At 43.8% G+C, this 20984-nt stretch carries 16 protein-coding genes; 6 read left to right on the top strand and 10 right to left on the bottom strand.

The features are described from left to right. Positions 1 to 3: 3 nt before the first annotated feature. Both ACM0OZ_RS11435 and ACM0OZ_RS11440 read right to left on the bottom strand, forming a co-directional pair. Positions 4 to 1047 carry a nitrilase-related carbon-nitrogen hydrolase gene (locus ACM0OZ_RS11435; protein ID WP_414582961.1) on the bottom strand — a complete coding sequence of 348 codons (1044 nt, stop codon included), beginning with the start codon at positions 1045 to 1047 and terminating at the stop codon, positions 4 to 6. A gap of 65 nt (positions 1048 to 1112) precedes the next feature. Then, entirely contained in the window at positions 1113 to 1874 is a 762-nt protein-coding gene (locus tag ACM0OZ_RS11440) for a red chlorophyll catabolite reductase (protein WP_414582962.1), read from the bottom strand. Positions 1875 to 1935: 61 nt separating this feature from the next. On the opposite strand from ACM0OZ_RS11440, the gene ACM0OZ_RS11445 reads away from it, so the two are divergent. After that, positions 1936 to 2871, top strand: coding sequence for an NmrA/HSCARG family protein (locus ACM0OZ_RS11445; protein WP_414582963.1), 936 nt, complete (start codon positions 1936 to 1938; stop codon positions 2869 to 2871). Positions 2872 to 2918: 47 nt separating this feature from the next. Here ACM0OZ_RS11445 and arsC read toward each other — a convergent pair whose 3' ends face one another. From arsC to ACM0OZ_RS11480, 7 genes are all read right to left on the bottom strand, one after another. Further along, positions 2919 to 3314, bottom strand: a complete 396-nt coding sequence (arsC, locus tag ACM0OZ_RS11450) for an arsenate reductase, glutathione/glutaredoxin type (RefSeq protein ID WP_414582964.1) — start codon at positions 3312 to 3314, stop codon at positions 2919 to 2921. Positions 3315 to 3384: 70 nt separating this feature from the next. Next, the gene (gene arsH, locus ACM0OZ_RS11455) at positions 3385 to 4053 is read right to left on the bottom strand and encodes an arsenical resistance protein ArsH (protein WP_414582965.1); all 669 of its coding nucleotides are present in this window, start codon (positions 4051 to 4053) and stop codon (positions 3385 to 3387) included. Positions 4054 to 4065: 12 nt separating this feature from the next. Then, the gene (gene arsB / locus ACM0OZ_RS11460) at positions 4066 to 5220 is read right to left on the bottom strand and encodes an ACR3 family arsenite efflux transporter (protein ID WP_414582966.1); all 1155 of its coding nucleotides are present in this window, start codon (positions 5218 to 5220) and stop codon (positions 4066 to 4068) included. A gap of 346 nt (positions 5221 to 5566) precedes the next feature. Further along, entirely contained in the window at positions 5567 to 5896 is a 330-nt protein-coding gene (locus ACM0OZ_RS11465; RefSeq protein WP_414582967.1) for an ArsR/SmtB family transcription factor, read from the bottom strand. Between the two features lie 82 nt (positions 5897 to 5978). Continuing rightward, positions 5979 to 6197, bottom strand: a complete 219-nt coding sequence (locus tag ACM0OZ_RS11470; RefSeq protein ID WP_414582968.1) for a hypothetical protein — start codon at positions 6195 to 6197, stop codon at positions 5979 to 5981. A gap of 153 nt (positions 6198 to 6350) precedes the next feature. Continuing rightward, entirely contained in the window at positions 6351 to 10328 is a 3978-nt protein-coding gene (locus ACM0OZ_RS11475) for a DUF4347 domain-containing protein (protein ID WP_414582969.1), read from the bottom strand. A 741-nt stretch (positions 10329 to 11069) separates the two neighbouring features. Further along, on the bottom strand, positions 11070 to 12530 hold the full coding sequence (locus ACM0OZ_RS11480; protein ID WP_414582970.1) for a SulP family inorganic anion transporter: 1461 nt from the start codon (positions 12528 to 12530) through the stop codon (positions 11070 to 11072). A gap of 331 nt (positions 12531 to 12861) precedes the next feature. Here ACM0OZ_RS11480 and ACM0OZ_RS11485 point away from each other — a divergent pair, with 331 nt between their 5' ends. The 5 genes from ACM0OZ_RS11485 to ACM0OZ_RS11505 all read left to right on the top strand — a co-directional run bounded on the left by ACM0OZ_RS11485 (position 12862) and on the right by ACM0OZ_RS11505 (position 18210). Next, the gene (locus tag ACM0OZ_RS11485) at positions 12862 to 13746 is read left to right on the top strand and encodes an isocitrate lyase/PEP mutase family protein (RefSeq protein ID WP_414582971.1); all 885 of its coding nucleotides are present in this window, start codon (positions 12862 to 12864) and stop codon (positions 13744 to 13746) included. Positions 13747 to 14257: 511 nt separating this feature from the next. Then, positions 14258 to 15373 carry an RRXRR domain-containing protein gene (locus ACM0OZ_RS11490; RefSeq protein WP_414582972.1) on the top strand — a complete coding sequence of 372 codons (1116 nt, stop codon included), beginning with the start codon at positions 14258 to 14260 and terminating at the stop codon, positions 15371 to 15373. Positions 15374 to 15479: 106 nt separating this feature from the next. Continuing rightward, positions 15480 to 16319 (top strand): prohibitin family protein, encoded by an 840-nt coding sequence (locus ACM0OZ_RS11495; protein ID WP_414582973.1) that lies wholly within the window; start codon positions 15480 to 15482, stop codon positions 16317 to 16319. A 28-nt stretch (positions 16320 to 16347) separates the two neighbouring features. After that, positions 16348 to 17022, top strand: coding sequence for an RNA polymerase sigma factor (locus ACM0OZ_RS11500; protein ID WP_414582974.1), 675 nt, complete (start codon positions 16348 to 16350; stop codon positions 17020 to 17022). 66 nt (positions 17023 to 17088) lie between these two features. After that, positions 17089 to 18210 carry a DUF1822 family protein gene (locus ACM0OZ_RS11505; RefSeq protein WP_414582975.1) on the top strand — a complete coding sequence of 374 codons (1122 nt, stop codon included), beginning with the start codon at positions 17089 to 17091 and terminating at the stop codon, positions 18208 to 18210. Between the two features lie 470 nt (positions 18211 to 18680). Here the strand turns inward: ACM0OZ_RS11505 and ACM0OZ_RS11510 are convergent, their stop codons facing one another. Further along, the gene (locus ACM0OZ_RS11510) at positions 18681 to 20978 is read right to left on the bottom strand and encodes an NACHT domain-containing protein (RefSeq protein ID WP_414582976.1); all 2298 of its coding nucleotides are present in this window, start codon (positions 20976 to 20978) and stop codon (positions 18681 to 18683) included. Positions 20979 to 20984: the final 6 nt, after the last annotated feature.

Genomic DNA, 20984 nt, shown 5'->3' on the forward strand with positions numbered 1-20984 from the left:
GGCTCAAATCACCCCTAGTTTAGCTAGGCGCTCTATCGTTTCTTGCTGTGTTTGGATGAAGTGTTTACGGTCTACTTCTTTTTCCAGCATAGTGTTAGCTGGGTAAAAATGCGAGTGACGATAACTTTCTGTGTAGAGTTCAAACCGCTGTCGTGAAAGTAAATTATTTAACCCCGGTCGGCGGCGGTAGCGGCGTAAAGCAGCCAAATCTATCTCAGCAAAAGCTGCCATGCTCTCCCCCTCACCTGTCTCCGCTAAAACCAGTCCTCGATAGTCAATGATTTTAGAGCCACCATCAGCAGAAGCCACAGGAATGGGGATATTAGCGATACCTGCCGTATTGCTTGAGACTACGTATGCCATATTTTCCACAGCACGGCAGATTTTTGCCGCTTCTTTGGGAGCGCGTTCTTTGCCATACACTTCTGAGGTTGAGTGCAGAAAAATCTCTGCTCCACGCATTGCTAGACATCGTGTCACTTCCGGATACAAAATTTCTTCTGATGCGATCGCCGCCAAATTACCAATTGCAGTCTTTGCAACCGGAAACACGCCTTCCAATCCGTAGCAGTCAAGATACTTATCCCAAACATCATGCGGTGTCGGAGCAAACATAGAATTCAGCCGCCGATACCGCAAGACAACTGACCCTGACGGGTCGAGAACAAAGCAAGTTTGAAAGTACAGCCCTGGAAAGTTGGGGTCGAGTTCGTAGGCGTTGCCAGCAAGAAAGATACTATGCTTTTGAGCAATTTTACCGAGTGCTTCATATTCAGCACCCGCCATTTCTAGACAAGCTTTTTCCGCCCAGACAGCCAGTGACTCTCCCATCGGAAACCCTGTGAGGAAGTATTCCGGTAGAACAATTAAACGACAGTCGAAGCCGATGAAAGCGATGCTGGCAGCGATTTGTTGTGCCAAGCGGTTGATAGTATTTTGCATCAAAGAGCGGGCTTCTTGGCGGTCAGTTGCCTGGTTAACGGCGTGGCACGTTACCTGGAGTGCCAAGGCTCGGAATGAGTCGATGCTTTCTCGATTGGCTGCCATACCCTGCTTTGTCTAAATTATCATTATGTTACTCTGTAATGCGATCGCCTCTCTAAAGCAGTGCGCTATTTTGGGCGATCGCCACCCCAGAGCGATCGAACCAGTTTCTCAGTCATTTCTGCCCCAAACAACCGCACAGCAATTTTGTTATCCGGATCACGTTCAGCAACCGCACGGCGTACAAACAAATCGCGCTCAGATAAGGCATCACGCTTGGATTCTGCCACAGGTTCTGCTTCATCTACCCAGGTAAGCCAGCGATCCATCATCTCGTGAGCAACACTACTTACCAGAGAGAGTGTGTCTTCTGTGACTGGGCACGAATAGCACAGACTTGTATGCGATTGCGCCTGACGCATATACAGAGTTTTACTGATATACGGTTCAAAACGCGAATCCCCCTGTAACATCAGATAGGTTTGGTTAACCGGTTCGTAGTAGCGATCCAGGTACTCCAGGTCGATATACAAATCCGTCCGAGGGACATAATCTATATAAAAGAACAACTGCGGAACCGTGGCAAACACAAAGGCGAGATGAGGAACACGAATCTGTGGTCCCAGCCAAATCGTTAGGTGCATATTGCTAAAGCCCAATTTGGGGTTGCGGATCCATGAATGCACTAGCCAATCTATTTCCGGACCAGAGAAGGTGTTGAGCGAGCCTTGGGCATCTCCTGTAGTAGTAGAGTAGTTCTGTAAGTCCTTCGTAGACGGGTCTGGATGTAGCTCAAAACGAGCGTCTAGCTTTTGTCGAAGTTCGTTTGTAATACCCCACAACTGCTCAAACACAGAAGTGTTGTCTAAATCCGGTTGCGGCTCAATCATTGTTTGCATCCCTCCGCTTTGTATAGACTTAATTTAGACCAAAAACTCCAAGGAAGTGAACGTGTTAAATTCTGCTGAAGTCACGGAGTCGAACATTGGTAAAGTCCTGCTTATCGGGGTTACTGGAGGCACAGGTGGAAATGCGGTCAAAGGATTTCTTGAACAAGGAGTGACCAACCTACGTGCCATAACGAGGAAAATTGACTTGAATCGTCCTTCCTTGGCAAAGATGAACGATGCAGGAGTCGAGCTTGTTGAGGCAAACTTAGACGATGAAGCTTCACTAGCAGCAGCCTTTGCAGGAGTTTCGACTGTTTACTGCCACGCTACGAGTGCGGACTCTGCCAAACCTGACCCACAAGAGGTCGAGAGGGCAAAGCGAGTTGCACAAGTTGCAAAGAAAGCTGACATTAAGCACTTCGTTTATAACTCTGCAGGAGGGGCAGATAGAAATTCTGGAATCAGCCATATTGAGCAGAAGTACAAGGTGGAGCAGGTTCTAAAAAACGCAGGCTTACCAACAACCATGTTACGAGCATGCTTGTTTATGGAAGAATTTTGGAAGAAATACACCCGCCCATCCATTCTTAAGGGTGTCTTCCCATTCTCCATTCAGCCAGATAAGCCCATACATCTAATTACAACTAAGGACATGGGGCGCGTAGCTGCCTATGTTATAAAAAATCCCTCGAAGTACATCGGGCAAGAAATTGAGCTTGCTGGCGATGTGCTGACTCCAAAGCAGATGACGGAGGCGTTTTCCAACGCCCAAGGGATTCCAGTTGTTTACAAAGAAACACCTGCTTGGATATTCTTGCTCCTCCTGCGAAAGGAACTGTTCGATTTGATTCAGTGGTATCGCACTAAGGGTTATCAAGCCGATGTCCAGCGCTTGAGGGAAGAGGAGTTCCCCGGACTTTTGACCACATTTAGTGAATTTCTTGAAGAAACCAACTGGGCAAATCAGGAACTCACCTACGAAAATCTTGGCTTCTAACCTCTCACGCGGTCAATTTGATACTGCTGTATAATGCGAGATAAAAATTAACTCAAAGATTCAATCAGCTTCACGACTCTTTCTTTAACTTGATCACGAACGCGGCGGAAGGTTTCCATATCTTGCCCTTCTGGATCTTCTAGTTGCCAATCTTCAAACACATCTCTAATCACCCATTCTTCAGGTAAATTGACTCCACAACCACAAAGAGAAATCACGGCATTGTAATCTTCAGCTTTGAAATCGCTTAAAGGCTTAGAAGTCTGATTGCTGATATCAATGCCAATTTCTGACATAACTTGGACAGTGGTTGGATCTACGTAACTGTCTGCCAAACCAGAACTTGTGACGCCAATTTTGCCTTCTCCGAAAGTGCGAGCAAATCCCTCTGCCATTTGAGAACGACGGGAATTTTTCTTGCAAACGAACATCACACGTTTCATTGGTTTTCCTCGCTATTTATAAATGAGTTATGATGAGTGACTCTCTGACGACAAAAAGTAACAGCAAAGGCTACGTGTCTTTAGCTGAGTTCATTGCAACAGCTTGATTCGCCAACATAATTGCCTGTTTGGCTGCTTTTTCTTTACGTTCACTATGGCGATCGCTCAAGTAATCCACTTTGTCACGCAACAAGAAAGTGAACTTATAAAGTTCTTCCATGACATCAATCACTCTGTCGCGGTAAGCTGAATCCTTCATCGTTCCGTCTTCGTTAAACTCCTGATAAGCTTTTGCGACTGAAGACTGATTCGGAATTGTAAACATTCGCATCCAACGCCCTAAAATCCGCATGGTGTTGACGGCGTTAAAAGACTGAGAACCTCCACTAACTTGCATCACTGCTAAGGTTCTGCCTTGAGTCGGTCTGACTGCTCCTACCTCTAAAGGAATCCAGTCAATTTGGTTTTTCATTATACCAGTGATATTACCATGCATCTCAGGAGATGACCAGACTTGACCCTCAGACCACAGGCTTAATTGCCGTAATTCCTGCACCTTGGGATGTGTATCCGGTACGCTTCCGTGAATCGGTAATTCCCGTGGATCAAAAAACCGGACTTCTGCACCAAATTCCTTGATAATTCGAGCGGCTTCTTCTGCTAAGAGGCGGCTATAGGAACGCTCTCGCAAAGAGCCATATAAAAACAATATTCTGGGTGGATGAGAAAAATTTGTCATGAAAATCAGCAATTACTTAAAAGCACTAATACAACGCGGATCGCGCAACGTTGCCTTTTCTGGTTCCCGTGGAAACCAAGCCGCTGTACGCTTACAAAACTCAACTAACATCAACATCACTGGGACTTCGATTAAAACGCCAACCACTGTGGCTAGCGCTGCACCAGAATTTAAGCCAAACAGCATCACAGCAGTCGCAATGGCAACTTCAAAATGATTGCTAGCCCCAATTAATGCTGCTGGTGCTGCATCTTCATAAAATATGTTGAGCTTTAAAGCTGCTACATATGAAATAAAGAAAATGAAATTCGTTTGGATGAACAGAGGTACTGCAATTAACAAGATGTGCAACGGGTTATTAATAATTAACTCACCTTTGAAAGCAAACAGCAGCACTAAAGTAATGAGCAAAGCGGTGATAGAAACTGGAGTGAGATACTTCAAAAATCGCCGTTCAAACCATTCTCTTCCCTTGTGTTTAAAAATCCAATAACGACTGTACATTCCTACAATTAACGGTAATCCGACATAAATCAGTACCGACAAAACGATTGTTTCCCAAGGCACTGATAAATCATTCGCTGCCAGTAACCATCTTCCCAAAGGCGCATATAAAAATAGCATCGCCAAAGAATTCACCGCCACCATCACCAAGGTATGTCCTTGGTTGCCATAAGATAAATACCCCCACATCAACACCATTGCCGTACAAGGAGCAATTCCCAGTAAAATGGTGCCGGCAATGTAGGAATTTGCTAGTGCTACTTCACTACCGCGAATCAGGTCAGTTCCAGTAATCCAAGGGCGAAATAACCATCCCAAGAAAAACTGTGCGATCGCCACCATCGTAAATGGTTTAATTAACCAATTCACCACCAAGGTAAGAATAACGGGTTTCGGGGCACGAATCGCATTTGCAGCTTGCGTGAAGTCAATTTTTACCATGATGGGGTACATCATGAAAAACAAACAAATCGCAATTGGAATTGACACTTGATACACACTCATTGCATCCAGCGCCACTGCAATCCCTGGGAACAATCTTCCTAGTAAAATTCCTGCAAAGATACACAAGAAAACCCAAACAGTGAGATACTTTTCAAAAAAGCTTAAATTGCTCCCTGCTTTCACCGAGGCTTTACTTGCTTGCGAATTATTTGTACTCATCAAAATTTCCTTGGCTGATACGATTTCTTTTCATGAAAAATTAACAATCTTTTATAAGACTGTTTAGTAAACACTTGCAATATCAAAGCTGATTTCTATTTATGAATAACAGCGCCCTAAGTAAGGGTGGTTATGACAATTCAAAATTCGCGCATTATCAATTCAAAATTAATACCCCACGGATAAATCCGGGGGCTTGAAACAGCGCCAACTTAAGTAGCCTTGCGTTCATTGACCCCACTCCCTTGACATATCAATTTAGGGTATATCCCTATTATTTCAAAAAAAATTGATATGTCAAGAAGGAGAATCCTGTTAACACAAGTTTATAAAAAAAATTGATATATTATGATGGCTCTTTACACAAACGAGCAGGCACAATTTGGCTCAGGCTGCGGTACTCTGAGAGGTACTGCTCTAGAACGGCAAATTGAGGGATATTGAGGCTGTAGTAAATCCAACGCCCTTCTTGACGGGAGCGAACTAAACGAGCTTCCCGGAGAGTTTTGAGGTGAAAAGACAGCTTTGACTGGCTAACCCCTAAAGCGTCGCATAAGTCACACACACAAAGCTCTTTATTTCGCAGGAGTTCGATAACGCTAATCCTTAGTGGATCGCTAAGAGCGTGAAAACCGATAAAAATTGGCTCGGGACTGGCTACGGAAGGAGATTGCATTAATTGTATTTAGGGTAAAGGTGTTCCATTTCTATTCTGACGCTCTCCCATGCGCGAAAAGGGGAGGTTCTTTAACTGAACATCATCTGCCAAGCTCTCGGATTTCTCCTACAACATCCTGGCTCTGCGATGTTTTCTTAAAGACTTCTGCTGCGACCGGCTCTACCTCTGGGCAACGACCAAAGGAGGAAGGGAGAATCTTTCCACTTGCAGGTTTCACTTCCGTTGCTGTTCTCCAAGCCGCCCACAAGCACAGCTTTGCACTTTGCCAGTCACAGACTAACTGGGGGTGCCAGTGCAATCATGCAATCGCAACAACAAGACAAGAACACAAGGAGGCGATCGCCTCCTTGTATTTTTTTGAATACTGGTTACGATGTTGACATGAAAATTGCTGTAGGGTTTCTGAGTTTCTTACTCTTAACGAGTTTAAAAAACTGGTTTTTTGAGTGGGTTAAGCATTAGTCAAATTGACTCTGACAATCATATCGTTGTAATCTTTATCACCGCCATTTGCTAAATCCTCAAACCCAAAGGTGTTATTCCCCAACAAACGAATATGGTCAACTTTATCTGAGTTAGCTCCTAAAAAGGAGAAATACACTGCGGAGTCATTGTTTGGATTTCCATCTAAAATTGCCTCCGGTCTGCCATTAGCAATAATGAATGGTGCTAACACTGAACCGGGGCTAAGATTAGTTGTCAATGTAGCAGTACTTTGGTTGCCCACTGTCAAATCAATTCCTGCAACACGTCTTTGCACCGCAGCTTGAGCATAACCTGCATCACCAGGACGCAAGTCTACAGTGCCGTTGCCATCGATATCAATACCACCATTGGTATCAGCGATTTGATAGAAGCCGACGAAATTGTCATTGGTTGCTTCTCTATTTAAGACAAACTCTGCTTTGACCGGAGTTGACACATCACGCAAATCAACCAGTTCTCCAAAAGGATTTCCCTGAAGACCAGCACCTAGAGGTAACGGCTGATTTGTAGCCTTAATCTTTACCACCAGATCCTGGAAGTCGGAAGTATTGTTATTTGATGCATCGTTCAAAGCCAATGTAAACTCGCCATTACCCAAGTCTGTGATTTTTTGGGTTGAGGGGTTGGAAAAGAGTACATCTGTCAGAGAAGTTGAACCAGCTTGTACAGCATCAATACTACTGTTGTTGACCAAGAAGAATCGCAGGCGTTCCCCTGAATTAAATTCAACTAGACGTGTTAAGTCAGTATTAAACCCATTGGGACTATCGGTAATTGCTGAGAAAATAGCCTTGGCTCTTGAAAGTGCAACTTGGGCATAATTTTCTGCACCAGGAGCGATGCCATTAATTGTTCCTTGGTCATCGTCAACTACAAACACTCCCAGTTCATTCACCTGATTAGAATTGGCTCCGGTGAGAGTGGCTTCAAGTTTTGGTTTGTCGCCTTCTAACTGGAAAATATTGTTAGGCAGGAGTTTCAGGGTAGAAGCAACTTGGGTGCCAGGATCGGTAACAGGATTGGTGACAGGATCGGTAACAGGATTGGTGACAGGATTGGGGACAGGATTGGGGACAGCACCAATGGTAATTGCGGCAGTATCAGTCGCAAGGCTAAAGGCAGTTGCGCCACCGCTAAGGGTGGTGTCCGCAGTGCTGCCGTTGGTACCACTGGTTTGGTCCCATGCACGGAAGGTCAAAGCATTGCTGATGATGCCGTTGAAGTTGGCGTTAGGCTGAAAGTAAATGCGGGTGTTGGCATCAGCTGCGAGTAAGCGGGCGTTGGTATCGGATACAATTCCTAAAGCTGTCCAGTTAGTGCCATTGTCGGTGCTGTAGAAGAAGGTGCCGTTGGTAGTGTCAGCGTTTGCGATCGCAACACCTGTGAGTGGATTAGTGTCTGGGTCGGTGACGTTACCACTAGGAGCCAAACTCACCAACGAGGAAACGAGAGTACCAACTGCTCCTATGGGTGCTACTGCATCTTTTTCAATGGCAGTTAGAGTGACGTTGGTGTCAGCGAGGATAGGAGCATCATTGACGGCATCAATGGTTATTGCCAGAGTGTCAGTCGCAATGCTAAAAGCAGTTGCACCACCGCTAATCGTGGTGTTCGCATTGCCGCCGTTAGTACCACTGGTTTGGTCCCATGCACGGAAGGTCAGGGCATTGCTGATAGAGCCATTGAAGTTGGCGGTGGGCTGGAAGTAAACGCGGGTGGTTCCATCAGCCGCTAATAGGCGGGCATTGGCGTCGGACACAGACCCTAAGGCTGCCCAGTTTGTGCCATTGTCGGTACTGTAGAACCAACTGCCGTTGGTAATGTTGGCATTTGTAATGGCAATACCTGTAAGTGCATTACCTGTAGGTCCATTACCTGTAGTTAGATTGTTGTCTGGATCAGTGACATTAATACCAAGACTGACTAAGGAGGAAACGAGAGTACCAACTGGTCCTGTAGGTGCCCCTGGATCTTCCACTGTGTTTACCAAGAGGTTGGTGTCAAGCAGGATAGGAGCATTATTGACAGCATTGATGGTAAGTGCGGCAGTGTTAGTCGCAATACTAAACGCAGTAGCGTCACCAGTGAGGGTGGTATCAGCAGTGCTGCCGTTGGTACCAGTAGTTTGGTCCCACGCCCGGAAGGTTAGAGCATTGTCAATGGTGCCATTGAAGGTGGCGTTGGGCTGGAAATAAATGCGAGTGTTGGCATTAGCCCCCAATAGGCGCGCATTGGTGCCGGATACAATTCCTACGGGTATCCAGGAGCTGCCGTTGTTGGTGCTGTAGAACCAAGTGCCGTTGGTAGGGTCAGCATTTGTGATGGCAATACCTGTGACTGCATTACTATCCGGGTCGATGACGTTATCATTAAGGCGCGCTAAGGAGGAAACGAGGGTACCAACTGCTCCTATCGGTGCGCCTACATTTTGGTTAATGGCAGTTAGGGTGATATTAGCTTCAGTGAGGGTAGGAGCATCATTGACGGGATTGATGGTAATTGCGGCAGTGTCAGTCGTAGTGCTAAAGGCAGTAGTACCGCCACTAATGGTGGTGTTCGCAAAGCCGCCGTTGGTACCACTGCTTTGGTCCCATGCACGGAAGGTGAGAGCATTGTTGATGGAGCCATTGAAGTTGGCTTTGGGCTGGAAGTAAATGCGGGTGGTTCCATCAGCTGCCAATAGGCGAGCGTTGGTATTGGATACCAAGTCTAAAGGTGCCAAACTGCCGCCATCGTTAAGGCTGTAGAACCAATTGCCGTTGGTGGTGTCAGCATTTGTGATGGCAATACCTGTAAGTGGTGGATTACCTGTAAGTGGATCGTTATCTGGATCAGTGACGTTAACACCAAGGCTCACTAACGAGGAAACGAGGGTACCAACTGTTCCTATGGCTTCACCTGCATCTTCGTCAATGGCAGTTAGGATAAGGTTCGTGTCAGTGAGGGTAGGAGCATCGTTAACGGGGTTGATGGTAAGTGTGGCACTGTTAATCCCAGTGCTAAAGGCAGTTGCGCCACCGTTGGCGCTGGTGTCCCCAGTGCCGCCGTTAATACCACTGGTTTGGTCCCACGCACGGAACGTTAGAGCATTGCTGATGGTGCCGTTAAAGTTGGCGTTGGGCTGATAGTAAAGGCGGGTAATTGCATCAGAAGCCAATAGACGAGCGTTGTTGTCGGATGTAGCCCCCAAGGGTAGCCAAGTGGTGCCATTGTTAGTGGTGTACAACCAATTACCGTTGGTAGTGTCAGCATTTGTAATGGCAATACCAGTGAGTGCGTCGGGGTCCTGGTCTATGACGTTATTACCAAGGGTCACTAAGGAGAAAATTGGCGTACCAACTGCCCCTATGGGTGCGACTGCATCTTCGTTAATCGCATCCAGAATCCGATTAGCGTCATTGAGGATAGGAGCAATACTGAGTACAGATGGATACGCTGTGATAACTTTGGCGCTTAATGCCAGTGGTTGATTTGAAATGCTGCCAATGTTGACTTCCAGGTTCCAATCACCCCCCAGAAAAGCGTTGCCAGTGAGGTTGGCGGAGGCGGCAACATTTGCTTGCGTTAGTTGGTGTAGCTTGGTGATGAATTCTAGCCCTGCATCACCAAGAGCCACATGGCAACCGTACAAAAGAAGCGAGGGAACTGGAGAGACCGGAAGCTGGGAATATGGGGAAAACCAATTCTTTAGTTGGTCGGCGTAAAGTTCTAGGGTGCTGAGGCTGAGTTCGCTATTGCCAAGGGTTAGGGTTCCCGAAGAGCCGTGAGAAACAATGTGAACATTTTCCACTCCACGGTACAGGGACAGTACCTCAGTAATTTGTGCTACGCCATCTCGCTCAGAGTCAAGAACAATAGCCTTGATGCCTGCTACAACATTTTTCAGTAAAAATTCGTAGTGGCTTACAGATGGGTCAACGAAAAGAATGCCTGTAATCATCATCTGGTACTCTACAAAACAATATTGCGTTTTACATCTGATTACTCACCGTTCGTTTATAGGGAACCAAAGGATGCGGAGAGTTCTAGGTATTTGTTAATTTCTCTACAGTACCCACTAGCCATCAGAGTTTTGGTTAGCAACACAAAGTATTAACTTCGTGTCTAAGTATTTTCACTGCTTTGTCTTGTTCTACAAAGCTGGTATAAGCGCTTAAACCAAAATTTGTTAATACCTGTTCAATTTTTCGTCCTGAGTTTGTGTACTTCCGTATAAAAGGTCAGTATTTAAAAAAAAATTTATACTTATATTTATTTCTAATGAAGCTGTAAAAAATTTGATGGGAGTATTTTTCTGTTACAGTATATTAGGTGTTTTTTGCACTTTTTTTTGTGGGATGTAGAGTGCGGACGTCTCGTGTCATCCCTACATGCCAGAATATGTTTACGACACAAGCACCAAACCAATAAGCTGGAAACAAATGGTCTTGGAGGCAAGAAAAAAATGGGTGCTGGCTTCTTTGTGCCAACTACCGTTTCATTGAAGGACTGAAAAACTGCGGTGCCTCATTACAAGTTAACTAGTTTAGGCTCCACGTTCTTGACGGAAAAACCGCCCAAACTGTTAACTTGTATACAAAATCAATCAATTTTTAAGGGCGGTTTTTCCTCTGGCTCGGCAGATTTTTCAATCGTTGTGACCCAACCCCTGTTACCAAGACAAAGTTCACTTGATAACTCCTTCTCAAACACCAACTTGACGCATGAATGACTGACTTTCCTGGTTTAATCCAACCATAACCACATACTTATCCAATTTCCGATATCGCTCAACCACTTTAGAAATTGCAGTGACAGCAGCGTGGTCCCACACATGAGCGTGATGGAAGTCAATGACAACTTTTTCTGGATCGTCAACATAGTTAAATAACTCCATAAAGTTGGAGATTGAACCAAAGAAAAGTTGTCCCGATATTGTATATTGTTTCGCTCCGCTAGCATCAATGGATTTTACTGCTGTGATTTGGGTTGCTTTCCAAGCGAAAATCAAAGTACTCATGATCACGCCAACTAACACCCCTTGGGCAAGGTCATGAGTCCAAAGGGCGATCGCCATCGTTACAGGCATGGCAATTGCCTCAGTCAACGGCATTTTGCGTAAATCTTTTAATGAGTTCCAATTAAAGGTTTCAAAAGCCACCATAATCATCACGCCGTTGAGGGCAGCCATAGGAATTTGCTTAACTATATCTTTGAAAACGAAAATCAGAATTAACAAGAAAGCACCCGAAACAAAGGTGGACAAACGCCCTTTGCCACCGGATCTAATGTTAATAATCGACTGTCCAACCATGCCACAACCAGCCATGCCACCAAAAAAGCCTGTGACAATGTTTGCAATTCCTTGACCTTTAACTTCCCGGTTTTTAGAACTCTTGGTATCTGTTAGCTCATCAAGCAGTTGTGCTGTTAATAGAGATTCTAAAAGACCGACAATCGAGAGCGTTAATGAGTAAGGAAGAATAATGAAAAAGCTTTTCACAGAAAGGTCAATATGTGGCAGATGCAACGATGGAAGCGTATCGGTTATATTTCCAACATCTCCTACTCTGGTGATATTCACGCCAAAAGACATTGCCACAATCGTCATCAGAATAATGGCAACCAGGGGTGATGGTACACTCTTGGTAAAACGGGGCAGGAGATAGACAATTGCCAATGTAGCTGCTACCATTGCGTATGCTTGCCAAGCTTGTCCAGCAAGTTGCCAGACTTGAGCCATAAAAATTAAGATGCCCAAGGCGTTAACAAAACCTGCGACTACAGATTGGGGAATGAAGGTAAAAAATCTTCCTAATTTCAAAACTCCCATCAGGAATTGAATGATTCCAGTCAGGATTGTGGCGGCAAATAAATACTCAACTCCATATTTTTCTACTAATGATGTCATCAGTAACGACATTGAACCAGTAGCTGCAGAAATCATTGCCGGTCGTCCACCAAACAGGGAAATCACGACGGCGATACAAAATGAAGTATACAAAGCTACCATTGGCTCAACTTTGGCGATCGCAGCAAAAGCCAAAGATTCTGGAATCAGTGCTAATGCCACAGTTATCCCTGCTAAAACATCGCCTCTAATATTGGAAAGATATAAGCTTTTAAACTTTTCTAAATTTAGTTTCTGCCCGACTTTGATATTCACTTTTTTAGTTTTTTTCTGAAAAAAAAACACTGCTACCCCCAGAGCTAATGAAACGACTTTTCTCAATCAAGCAGTAACTAAATATTGAGTCCAGTCATGTTAACATCACGCAAATGACATTTTTCAAAAATGCCTAGAAAAAATGCAACAATTTTACAATTCCTTCATATTTTCGTTAGAAAGTATTAAAATTTTAAGAAACCGACCGAGTCATGGTTTCTTGAAATTTACTGAACCCCCAACCTTATAAATACATAAGTTGGGCAACAAACGAAATATGAGAATATGAATAAAAGGTTTTTAGTTCAAACTATACCCTGGTTCTTCATTTATGTCTTCTTCTAGCCAAAAGCTGCGACAATTGCTTGAGCGTCCTGAAATCCTGATTATTCCAGGAGTTTACGATTGCCTGGGAGCAAAGCTGGCTGAACAATTAGGTTTTGAATTAGTGGCTACCAGTGGCTTTGGTATCGCCGCTTCCACACTTGGTATGCCAGATTACGGTTTGCTCACAGCCACGGAAATGCTTAACAGCGTAGGGCGAATTGCTCAATCAGTGAGTATTCCCCTGATCGCCGATATGGACACAGGCTATGGCAACGCTTTAAACGTTATCCGGATTGTAAAGGACGCCGTACAGCAATTAATTGCTGGGGTCATACTCGAAGACCAAGAGTGGCCCAAAAAATGCGGTCACTTTGAGGGCAAGCGAGTCATTTCGATGGCTGAACACGCTGGCAAAATCCGGGCGGCGGTGCAAGCGCGTGGTGACAGTGGTTTAGTGATTGTAGCCCGCACCGATGCCCGTGCCCCATTGGGTTTGGAAGAAGCAATTCGTCGGGGTCAAGCTTATATTGATGCTGGAGCAGATGTCCTGTTTATTGAAGCGCCCCAGTCGGTTGAGGAACTGCAAAAAATAGCCGCTACGTTTGTGGATGTACCTTTGGTAGCCAATATTGTTGAAGGTGGCAAAACTCCCCAACTTTCCGCCTCAGAGTTACAACAGTTAGGTTTTAAAATTGTGTTTTTCCCAGTCTCTGCTTTACTTGCAGCCACAAACGTCATGACTGCTTGCTTGCGTCATTTGAAAGAACACGGAACGACAGCTCATTTTCAGGGTTTAGTTGAGTTCAAGGAATTTCAAGAACTCATCGGTGTGCCTCAATATCTCCAAATCGAGCAGCAGTTCGCACAAAAGAACGACACAGCACTTTAGCTTACTCGCTAAAGCACATTGAATTTGCTTGCTTTAAATTTTTTCAAATTCTTGTGGGGTGGGCATCTTGCGCGCCCAGATAATGCAAGTTAAATGTGGAACAGCTTAGCAAAAAATAAATTATCCCTTATGTAGGGTGGCTTAGCGCAGGACAGTTGAGGTTTTAGATGATAACTAAAGTGGGGCGTAACCCACCATTCTTTCCTGCATCATCATTTTGTAAAGTTTTGTAAATATTTGCCGCAAACCTTTGGTTTTAACCCGATAAGCAGATGGAGCGTAATTGCCCAACAACGTCAATAACCCCACCCTACTTCGTTGAGGGTGGGGCTTGCAAGAACCAAATCTTGTGTGTTTGACTAGCCCACTGAGCCTAATCCTGGTACGCACTTCCGAATACTTCCCTAGTTCGGACAAAATGCAAGACTGTTTGGTCAGTCGTTGGGAAAGCCAAGACATCTTGGATTAGGTGGGCGAGGGGACATCAACTCTGAAAGGAGAATTATCTTAAATGCGAGTCCCAGTAGTTTCAAAAGATGGGTTGCCACTTATGCCCACGACTCCTAGTCGTGCTAGACGCTGGTTAAAAGACGGCAAGGCAATCAAACGATGGTCAAAACTAGGTGTGTTCTACGTACAGTTAACCGTTGAGCCAAGCGATACCAAAACTCAACCTATTGTTATTGGACTAGACCCTGGCAAGCTTTACTCTGGGGTTGGCGTTCAGTCTTCCAAGTTTACGTTGCTTATGTTGCACCTTGTTTTACCATTCAAAACCGTAAAAGACAGAATGGAGCAAAGAGCAATGATGCGACGTGGTCGTAGAGGGAGACGCATCAACCGTAAGTTGCCATATATTCAACGTGCTCACCGTCAAGCGCGATTTGATAACCGTAAACAAAAGAAAGTACCTCCTAGTATTGGCGCTAATAAAACGCTTGAACTACGGATAGTGAGTGAAATAGTCAAGATTTATCCAGTTGAAAGCATTATTGTTGAGCGTGTTATGGCACGAGGGGACAAAAGATTTAGCCCTGTCATGGTTGGACAATTATGGTTACTCAAGCAATTAGAAACGCGATTTGGTATCAAGCCATCAACCATCCAGGGATGGGAAACCTCTAGTTTGCGTAAAGAACTAGGATTACCCAAAGACAAACAAGACAAGTCGCGCCAAACACCAGAAACTCACGCAGTAGATGGTGTCACAATTGCGGCTAGCCGTTGGATTAAGTACGGGATAACATCAATTAACAGCATGGGATGGAAAGGTCAAGTCAATATCACCCCCTCCCAATTTGTTGTTGTTAAGCGCCCGCCAGTTTCACGTCGTCAATTACACCTCATGGTTCCATCCATTGGCGGTGTAAGGCGCAAGTATGGTGGAACCATAACACGGCATGGTTTCAGGAAGGGTGACTATGTAGAAGCTACCCAAGGGACTAAAACTTGTCGTGGATGGGTGAGTGGCGACACCGAAAAACAAGTTTCTGTAAGTGATGCGTCCTGGAAGCGTCTTGGACAATTTACTGCTAAGAAAGTCCGATTGATACAGCGAAGCACGGGGTTAATCGTGCTGTCAACTCGGAGATTGTCAAATTTGATGGTGTCGAGCCACCAAATTTGACCCGAACAACCTCGCCCACCTTGCTTTGCTGAAGGTGGGGAGGGATAGTGGAAAATTTGATGAAATTACACTTGTTGCTTATGGAACAGTTTTGTTCAAAGGGACTATGGCATTTATAAACGTGCGCAATAACTTTAGACCAACCACTGCCTTTTCCATTGTCGGGGGGTTTGTCCTATTACTAGGAGCGAATATCTTCAAGCCATTTACGATTGTAAATACAGGTGAGCGAGGCGTTGTGATGCGCTTCGGTCAAGTCCAAAATGTCATTTTGGACGAAGGTATTCATCCGATTATGCCAATCGTGACATCCGTCAAGAAACTTAGTGTTCGTGTTCAAAAAACTGATATCGAATCCCAAGCTGGCACTAAAGATTTACAAACTCTTAAGATAGCCGTTTCCCTCAATTGGCATATTGAGCCAACCCAGGTGAACAAGGTTTATCAAAGAATTGGAGATCAAGAGCAGATTATTAATGCAATTATAGTGCCTGCGATTACTGAGGTTATCAAAGCAGCAACTCCCAAAAAAACTGCTGAGCAAATTCTTAAGGAACGGGCAGATTTAAAAGCAGAGATTGACAACTCTATTAAATTACGGCTTGCAGCTTATGGATTGTATACCGATGATGTTTCTCTGGTAAATGTGTCTTTTTCTCCAGAGTTTGCTGCAGCGATTGAGGCGAAGCAAATAGCTGAGCAACAGGCTAAACAGGCAGATTATGTAGCCCTGAAAGCCGCTAAGGATGCAGAAGCAGAGGTAAATCGCGCCAAAGGTCAAGCTGAGGCACAAAAATTATTGCGGCAAAATTTAACTCCACAGATACTACAACAGCAGGCGATACAAAAGTGGGATGGTCATTTTCCCCAAGTCATGGGGGGTAGCAGTGCGCTGCCGTTGATCAATATTAGTCCACCAAGTTCGCCTGTAGAGCAGACAAAGTAAATACCTGAGTCAACGACACTCATGCTTTATGTCAGTGGAAGAACAGATGACATCCTCTATGAATCAAAACATTGAGCCAGAAGATTTACATCAAAAGCTACGCGAAATCGTGGCGGCTGCGTGCGAGCATCCTCCTGGTAGTTTGAGGCGGCAGCAATTACTGAATCAGCTTGTTTATCAAATGCAGCAATCAGGGAAAATTTGGAGAGGTTGGGCCAGTCTATCTGATGAGGACTATGAAGATGCGTTGCAGCAAACCTGGCTTTGGTTTTGCCAAAATCTTTCTCAATACAATTCTGAAAAAGGTAGTGTCATAAATTGGTTTAATATCCATCTCAAAGGTAGACTGCTAGACATCCATAGAAGAATAGCGCAGCAACAGGCAACTAGGGTAACTTACTTTGATCAAGAATTAGACTTCATAGACAATTTGCCTGCCTTAGGGAAAGCGCAACCAATTTTAGAAGAAACTTTAGAATGGATTAAAACTCAAGGAACATTACGTAGTCTCCATTTGTGCAGTTGTCCGCAGATTAACTGCCAGGTTTTACTCTTACGCCGCTTACCTCCAGAAGAAAAAACTTGGCATGAGATAGCACGAGAGTTTGGAGTCGCAGCAGTGACGCTGAGTAGTTTCTATCGACGAAAATGCTTTCCCTGTTTACTTGCTTTTGGCAAATTGCAAGGATACATTGACACATAATTTTCAGTACTTTTACTGAAGACTTGATTCGTTCTACTGAATTTGTGTTTCCTACCTATGCTAACTATGAATAATCCAACACAACATTTTGTCATTTCTATCCCGATTACAAAAGCAGACAGACAGATTGCACAGCAATTTGCCCAAGAACAATCCAGCACGAAAAAGGCAAAACAGGTATACCTCAATACACTAGCCGTGTTGGTGATGTCCCACTACTTGCAAATGCTGGATGTGCCGACTGATCTACAAGCCAGCTATAGTTGGAATGTGCTTGGTCGGCTGAGTGCAGATGTCGCTGACTTAAATTTACCAGGAAGAGGACATCTTGAATGTCGTCCCATCCTTAAAGGTGAAGACACTTGTGACTTTCCTCAAGAGGTTTGGACAGATCGTATTGGCTATGTTGTCGTTGAGTTTAATGAAACCTATAAACAAGGAAATCTTTTAGGGTTTGTACCGGAAGTATCTAGGACAACACTACCAATTAGTCAATTGCAACCGCTAGATATGTTACTGATTGCGTTGCATTCTTCTCAACCTGTAGTGCAACTGAGTCAATGGTTGGAGAATATTTTCACCGCAGGATGGCAGAGTGTAGAAGACATTTTGGGTACAAAAGGAAATAGCCCAGTCTTGGTTTTCGCCGATATTCTTCCTACAAAAGTGGAACTTGCCAACTTTGATAGGATAAAGGACTTCATTACACAGTTGTATACTAGTCAAGCAAATAGTCATCTGTGTGATCAAACAGCCATTCCTGACTCAGATCCCAGCACAGCTTTAATCCATCTGCTACAAACGACCCAAGATGAGGAAATTCGTTGGAAAGCAGCAGAACTTTTGTGGGAAATTGACCCAGATAACCCCGGTGGCGGTGTCAGAAGGGCGATCGATTTGGGTATGCACTTCGGTAACAATGCCGTGGCGCTAATGGTTGCAATCTTACCAAAACCTGACCAAAGGATAGCGATTTTAATGAAAGTAGATCCTCTTGGTAGCCATCCCCATCTTCCAGCAGGTTTGCAACTCATTGGGTTAGATACAGTAGGTAACAGCTTTTTTACGGTGCAAGCCAGGAGAAGAGACAACTATATTCAGTTTAAATTTACTGCTGACCCAGGAGACAGGTTTAACCTGAGGGTGGCATTGGGTGATGCAAGTATCACACAGAGTTTCATTGTTTAGGACAATCAAGTGCAGCAGTTTTCAATTGATTAGAATATAGGGCAGTGCTGTAGGGGCACAGCAAAGCTTCGTGCCCCTACCACATGGTTTGTAATTTACAGCAGTTTTCAGGTGTTGAGACCTAACCCCCAACCCCTTCCCTACGAGGGAAGGGGAGAAATCAAAGCCTCTCAAGAGCAGGAGAGAGGAATGGAAGCGAGGTCTGCGTGTGGTCTATTCATTTGAAACTCGCTATATGTAAATGAAAAGCGCTGTAAGTCTATGAGTCTCAGGAGATTTCTAACTGATTTTTTCTCGATATTTGTTGGTAAAAGCAGCAAAAAAATAATAGACTTCTTGCAAAAGTCGAAAAAAAAGAATAATTAACCACAGATGGACACACATGGACACAGATGGAACTCACATTCCCCAAGAGATCTAATGCAAAGTATAATCATACCATTTTTGCAAAGCCGACAAGATAATATTAATTAATGGGACGGTAATAATAGTGTATTCAGTATCTCTGAACGTACCTGAGAATTAACTGGACAATCACTGTTAAGACATTCAACTAATAACTTGTTGGCATAATAATACTGTTTCAGTAATTCTTTTTCCTCAGTTGTAAACTGCCAATCTTTCCCACCTAAATGATGGTGGTTTTTGGCAACATTTCTGGCTTCATCAGCCAAATGTTTGACTTTTTCTTCGTCGAGTTCTTCAGCTTGTGCTTGTCTAAAATCTTTTTGATAGATTCGCTCCAGTTTATTTCTTAAAATTGGTTCAAGTCTTTTTGAGTCGATCGCAAGTTTAACAGCAAGATACATCACCTCATTTGCAGAAGCCGCATTGATAATCTTTTGTGTGGGATCGAGAGTGCGCCTGTCATAGTCTAAAACTAAATCAATGGCTTTGGAAAAGTCGGTATCTTGAAAAACACGAGTAAAAAAGCTGGCACAAACGAGCAGATTAGCAGAACGGTCTAAAAGGAGACTCAGGGAGCGTTCGACATCGATTTCAAAATCAATGTCAAAGTAAAACGCACGCACTGCTGCTGGTTTAATTGGCAACTGCTGTGCTGTTGATATTTCTGCTACGTGCTTTAAAAAATTCTCTAATTTCTTATTCCCTACTAAGAGGTCATCAACCTTTTGTTTCATTACTTGTAATAGCATTGAGGCGTTCGGCTGCGACATCTCGGTTGCTAATAGAAAAACTTCACGCCAGCGGATTTCGTGAATATGCTGGATGAGTCTTTGCAAAGCTTGTTCTAGGGGATGCGATCGCAATACTATTTCTCTAGCTGTGAAATATTCGTGAAAGGTTAGGTGAGAGAAAGAATAAATACTTTTTGCGCGTTCAACTAAAAGTCCGTGTTGCGTTTCAATAGAACGTAAAACTGCCTCACTATCGAGTTGTAACGCTTCTGGATCTGTTTCGGCGTTCGGTAAATCACAAATATATTCTGCAATATAATTTTCTACTTCCCTTTGGTGAAAAAGATAATTTCCTTGTTCAAAAGTTGTCAAGGCGATTTTACTCAGCAAATCTTTTTTCCGCTGAGGGGACAGTTGTTTGTATACTTGGTCGCGTTGAATTCCACGTTTCGCATCCCATTTTTTCAGAAAGACCTCTAAACCTTCTTTATAAAGTTCAGAACGATTTGCAGGCAAATCACCTGATTCTTCAAAAACCAAACATAAAAGCGTTAATAATAGAGGATTAACTGCTAATTCTTGAATCCGCTGATTATTTTCGAGTCGCTTGATAAAGTCTGAAGCTTTGGCTGATTTATTTCTAAACCAGTTAGTCGCAAAGATACTAATTTGTTCTTTATCAAAATCAGCTAGTTCGACCTCGGTAAATTTATCAAAAGTGTATTCACAAGCAGCAATGCGACAAGTCATGATAAAATGATTGTCATAGAATTTTCCGCATAATTCCCGAATTTCCCTTAAAACACGTTGGTAATGCTCCTGTTTAACTTCATCTAAGCCATCCAATAACACTAAGGCTGCTTTGTGACTTAACACTTCATGAATTTCAGCAGAAGTCACACCGCATTCGGAAAATTGCTGCCCAATATATTCGAGTAAATTGGGTTCATCTGGCGTTTCGACAAAATCTCTAAGACTTACAAAAATCGGGACGAGATTTGGCAGAAAGTGACCCTGATTGCTTTGAATAGCAATGTATTTCAAAAATGTCGTTTTACCTGCTCCCGGCTTTCCCAGCACAATCAATTTTTGATATTTTTTTACCGCCTCTAGTCCACAGACTCTTTCTTCGGTAACTTGAGCAAAGCCGAAATTTTCAAAATCTTCTAAATGCAACTCTTGCAGTAACTCTTTAAGTTTTTTACGCTTACGTCCGGTAATTTTTTCTAAAATATTAACTTTCGTGTAGATTTCACCCAAATCGATAGGTTGGGACATATCCAACACACGCATAGTTCCGCAGCGTTCTTGTATGTTGTCTTTTATTTTGCTGCAGACTTCTTGCACTAATTTATCTATACTGGTGCTTTCTTCTTGGCGCTGTTCATTCTGTGGTGGTTTAGCAAGTTCAGATAAGTCAGCAATGTGTAACCAATCTAATCCTAATTCATCACAAATATTGATAAATATCTCCTGTTCAACTGGCTTCCCTGTAAAAAATCTACTGATTGGATGACGGCTACAACCCAGCTGTTGAACTAAATCCTTCTGTAGGATTCCTCGCTTAGTCAGCGCCTGCTTTGCAGAGTGAATACCTGGTTGGGATGCTTGTAGGGATGGTCTTGCCATATCTGA

Origin of the sequence: Scytonema sp. PCC 10023, assembly GCF_963920835.1 — a bacterium.
In the GTDB taxonomy this organism is placed as follows: domain Bacteria; phylum Cyanobacteriota; class Cyanobacteriia; order Cyanobacteriales; family Nostocaceae; genus Kalymmatonema.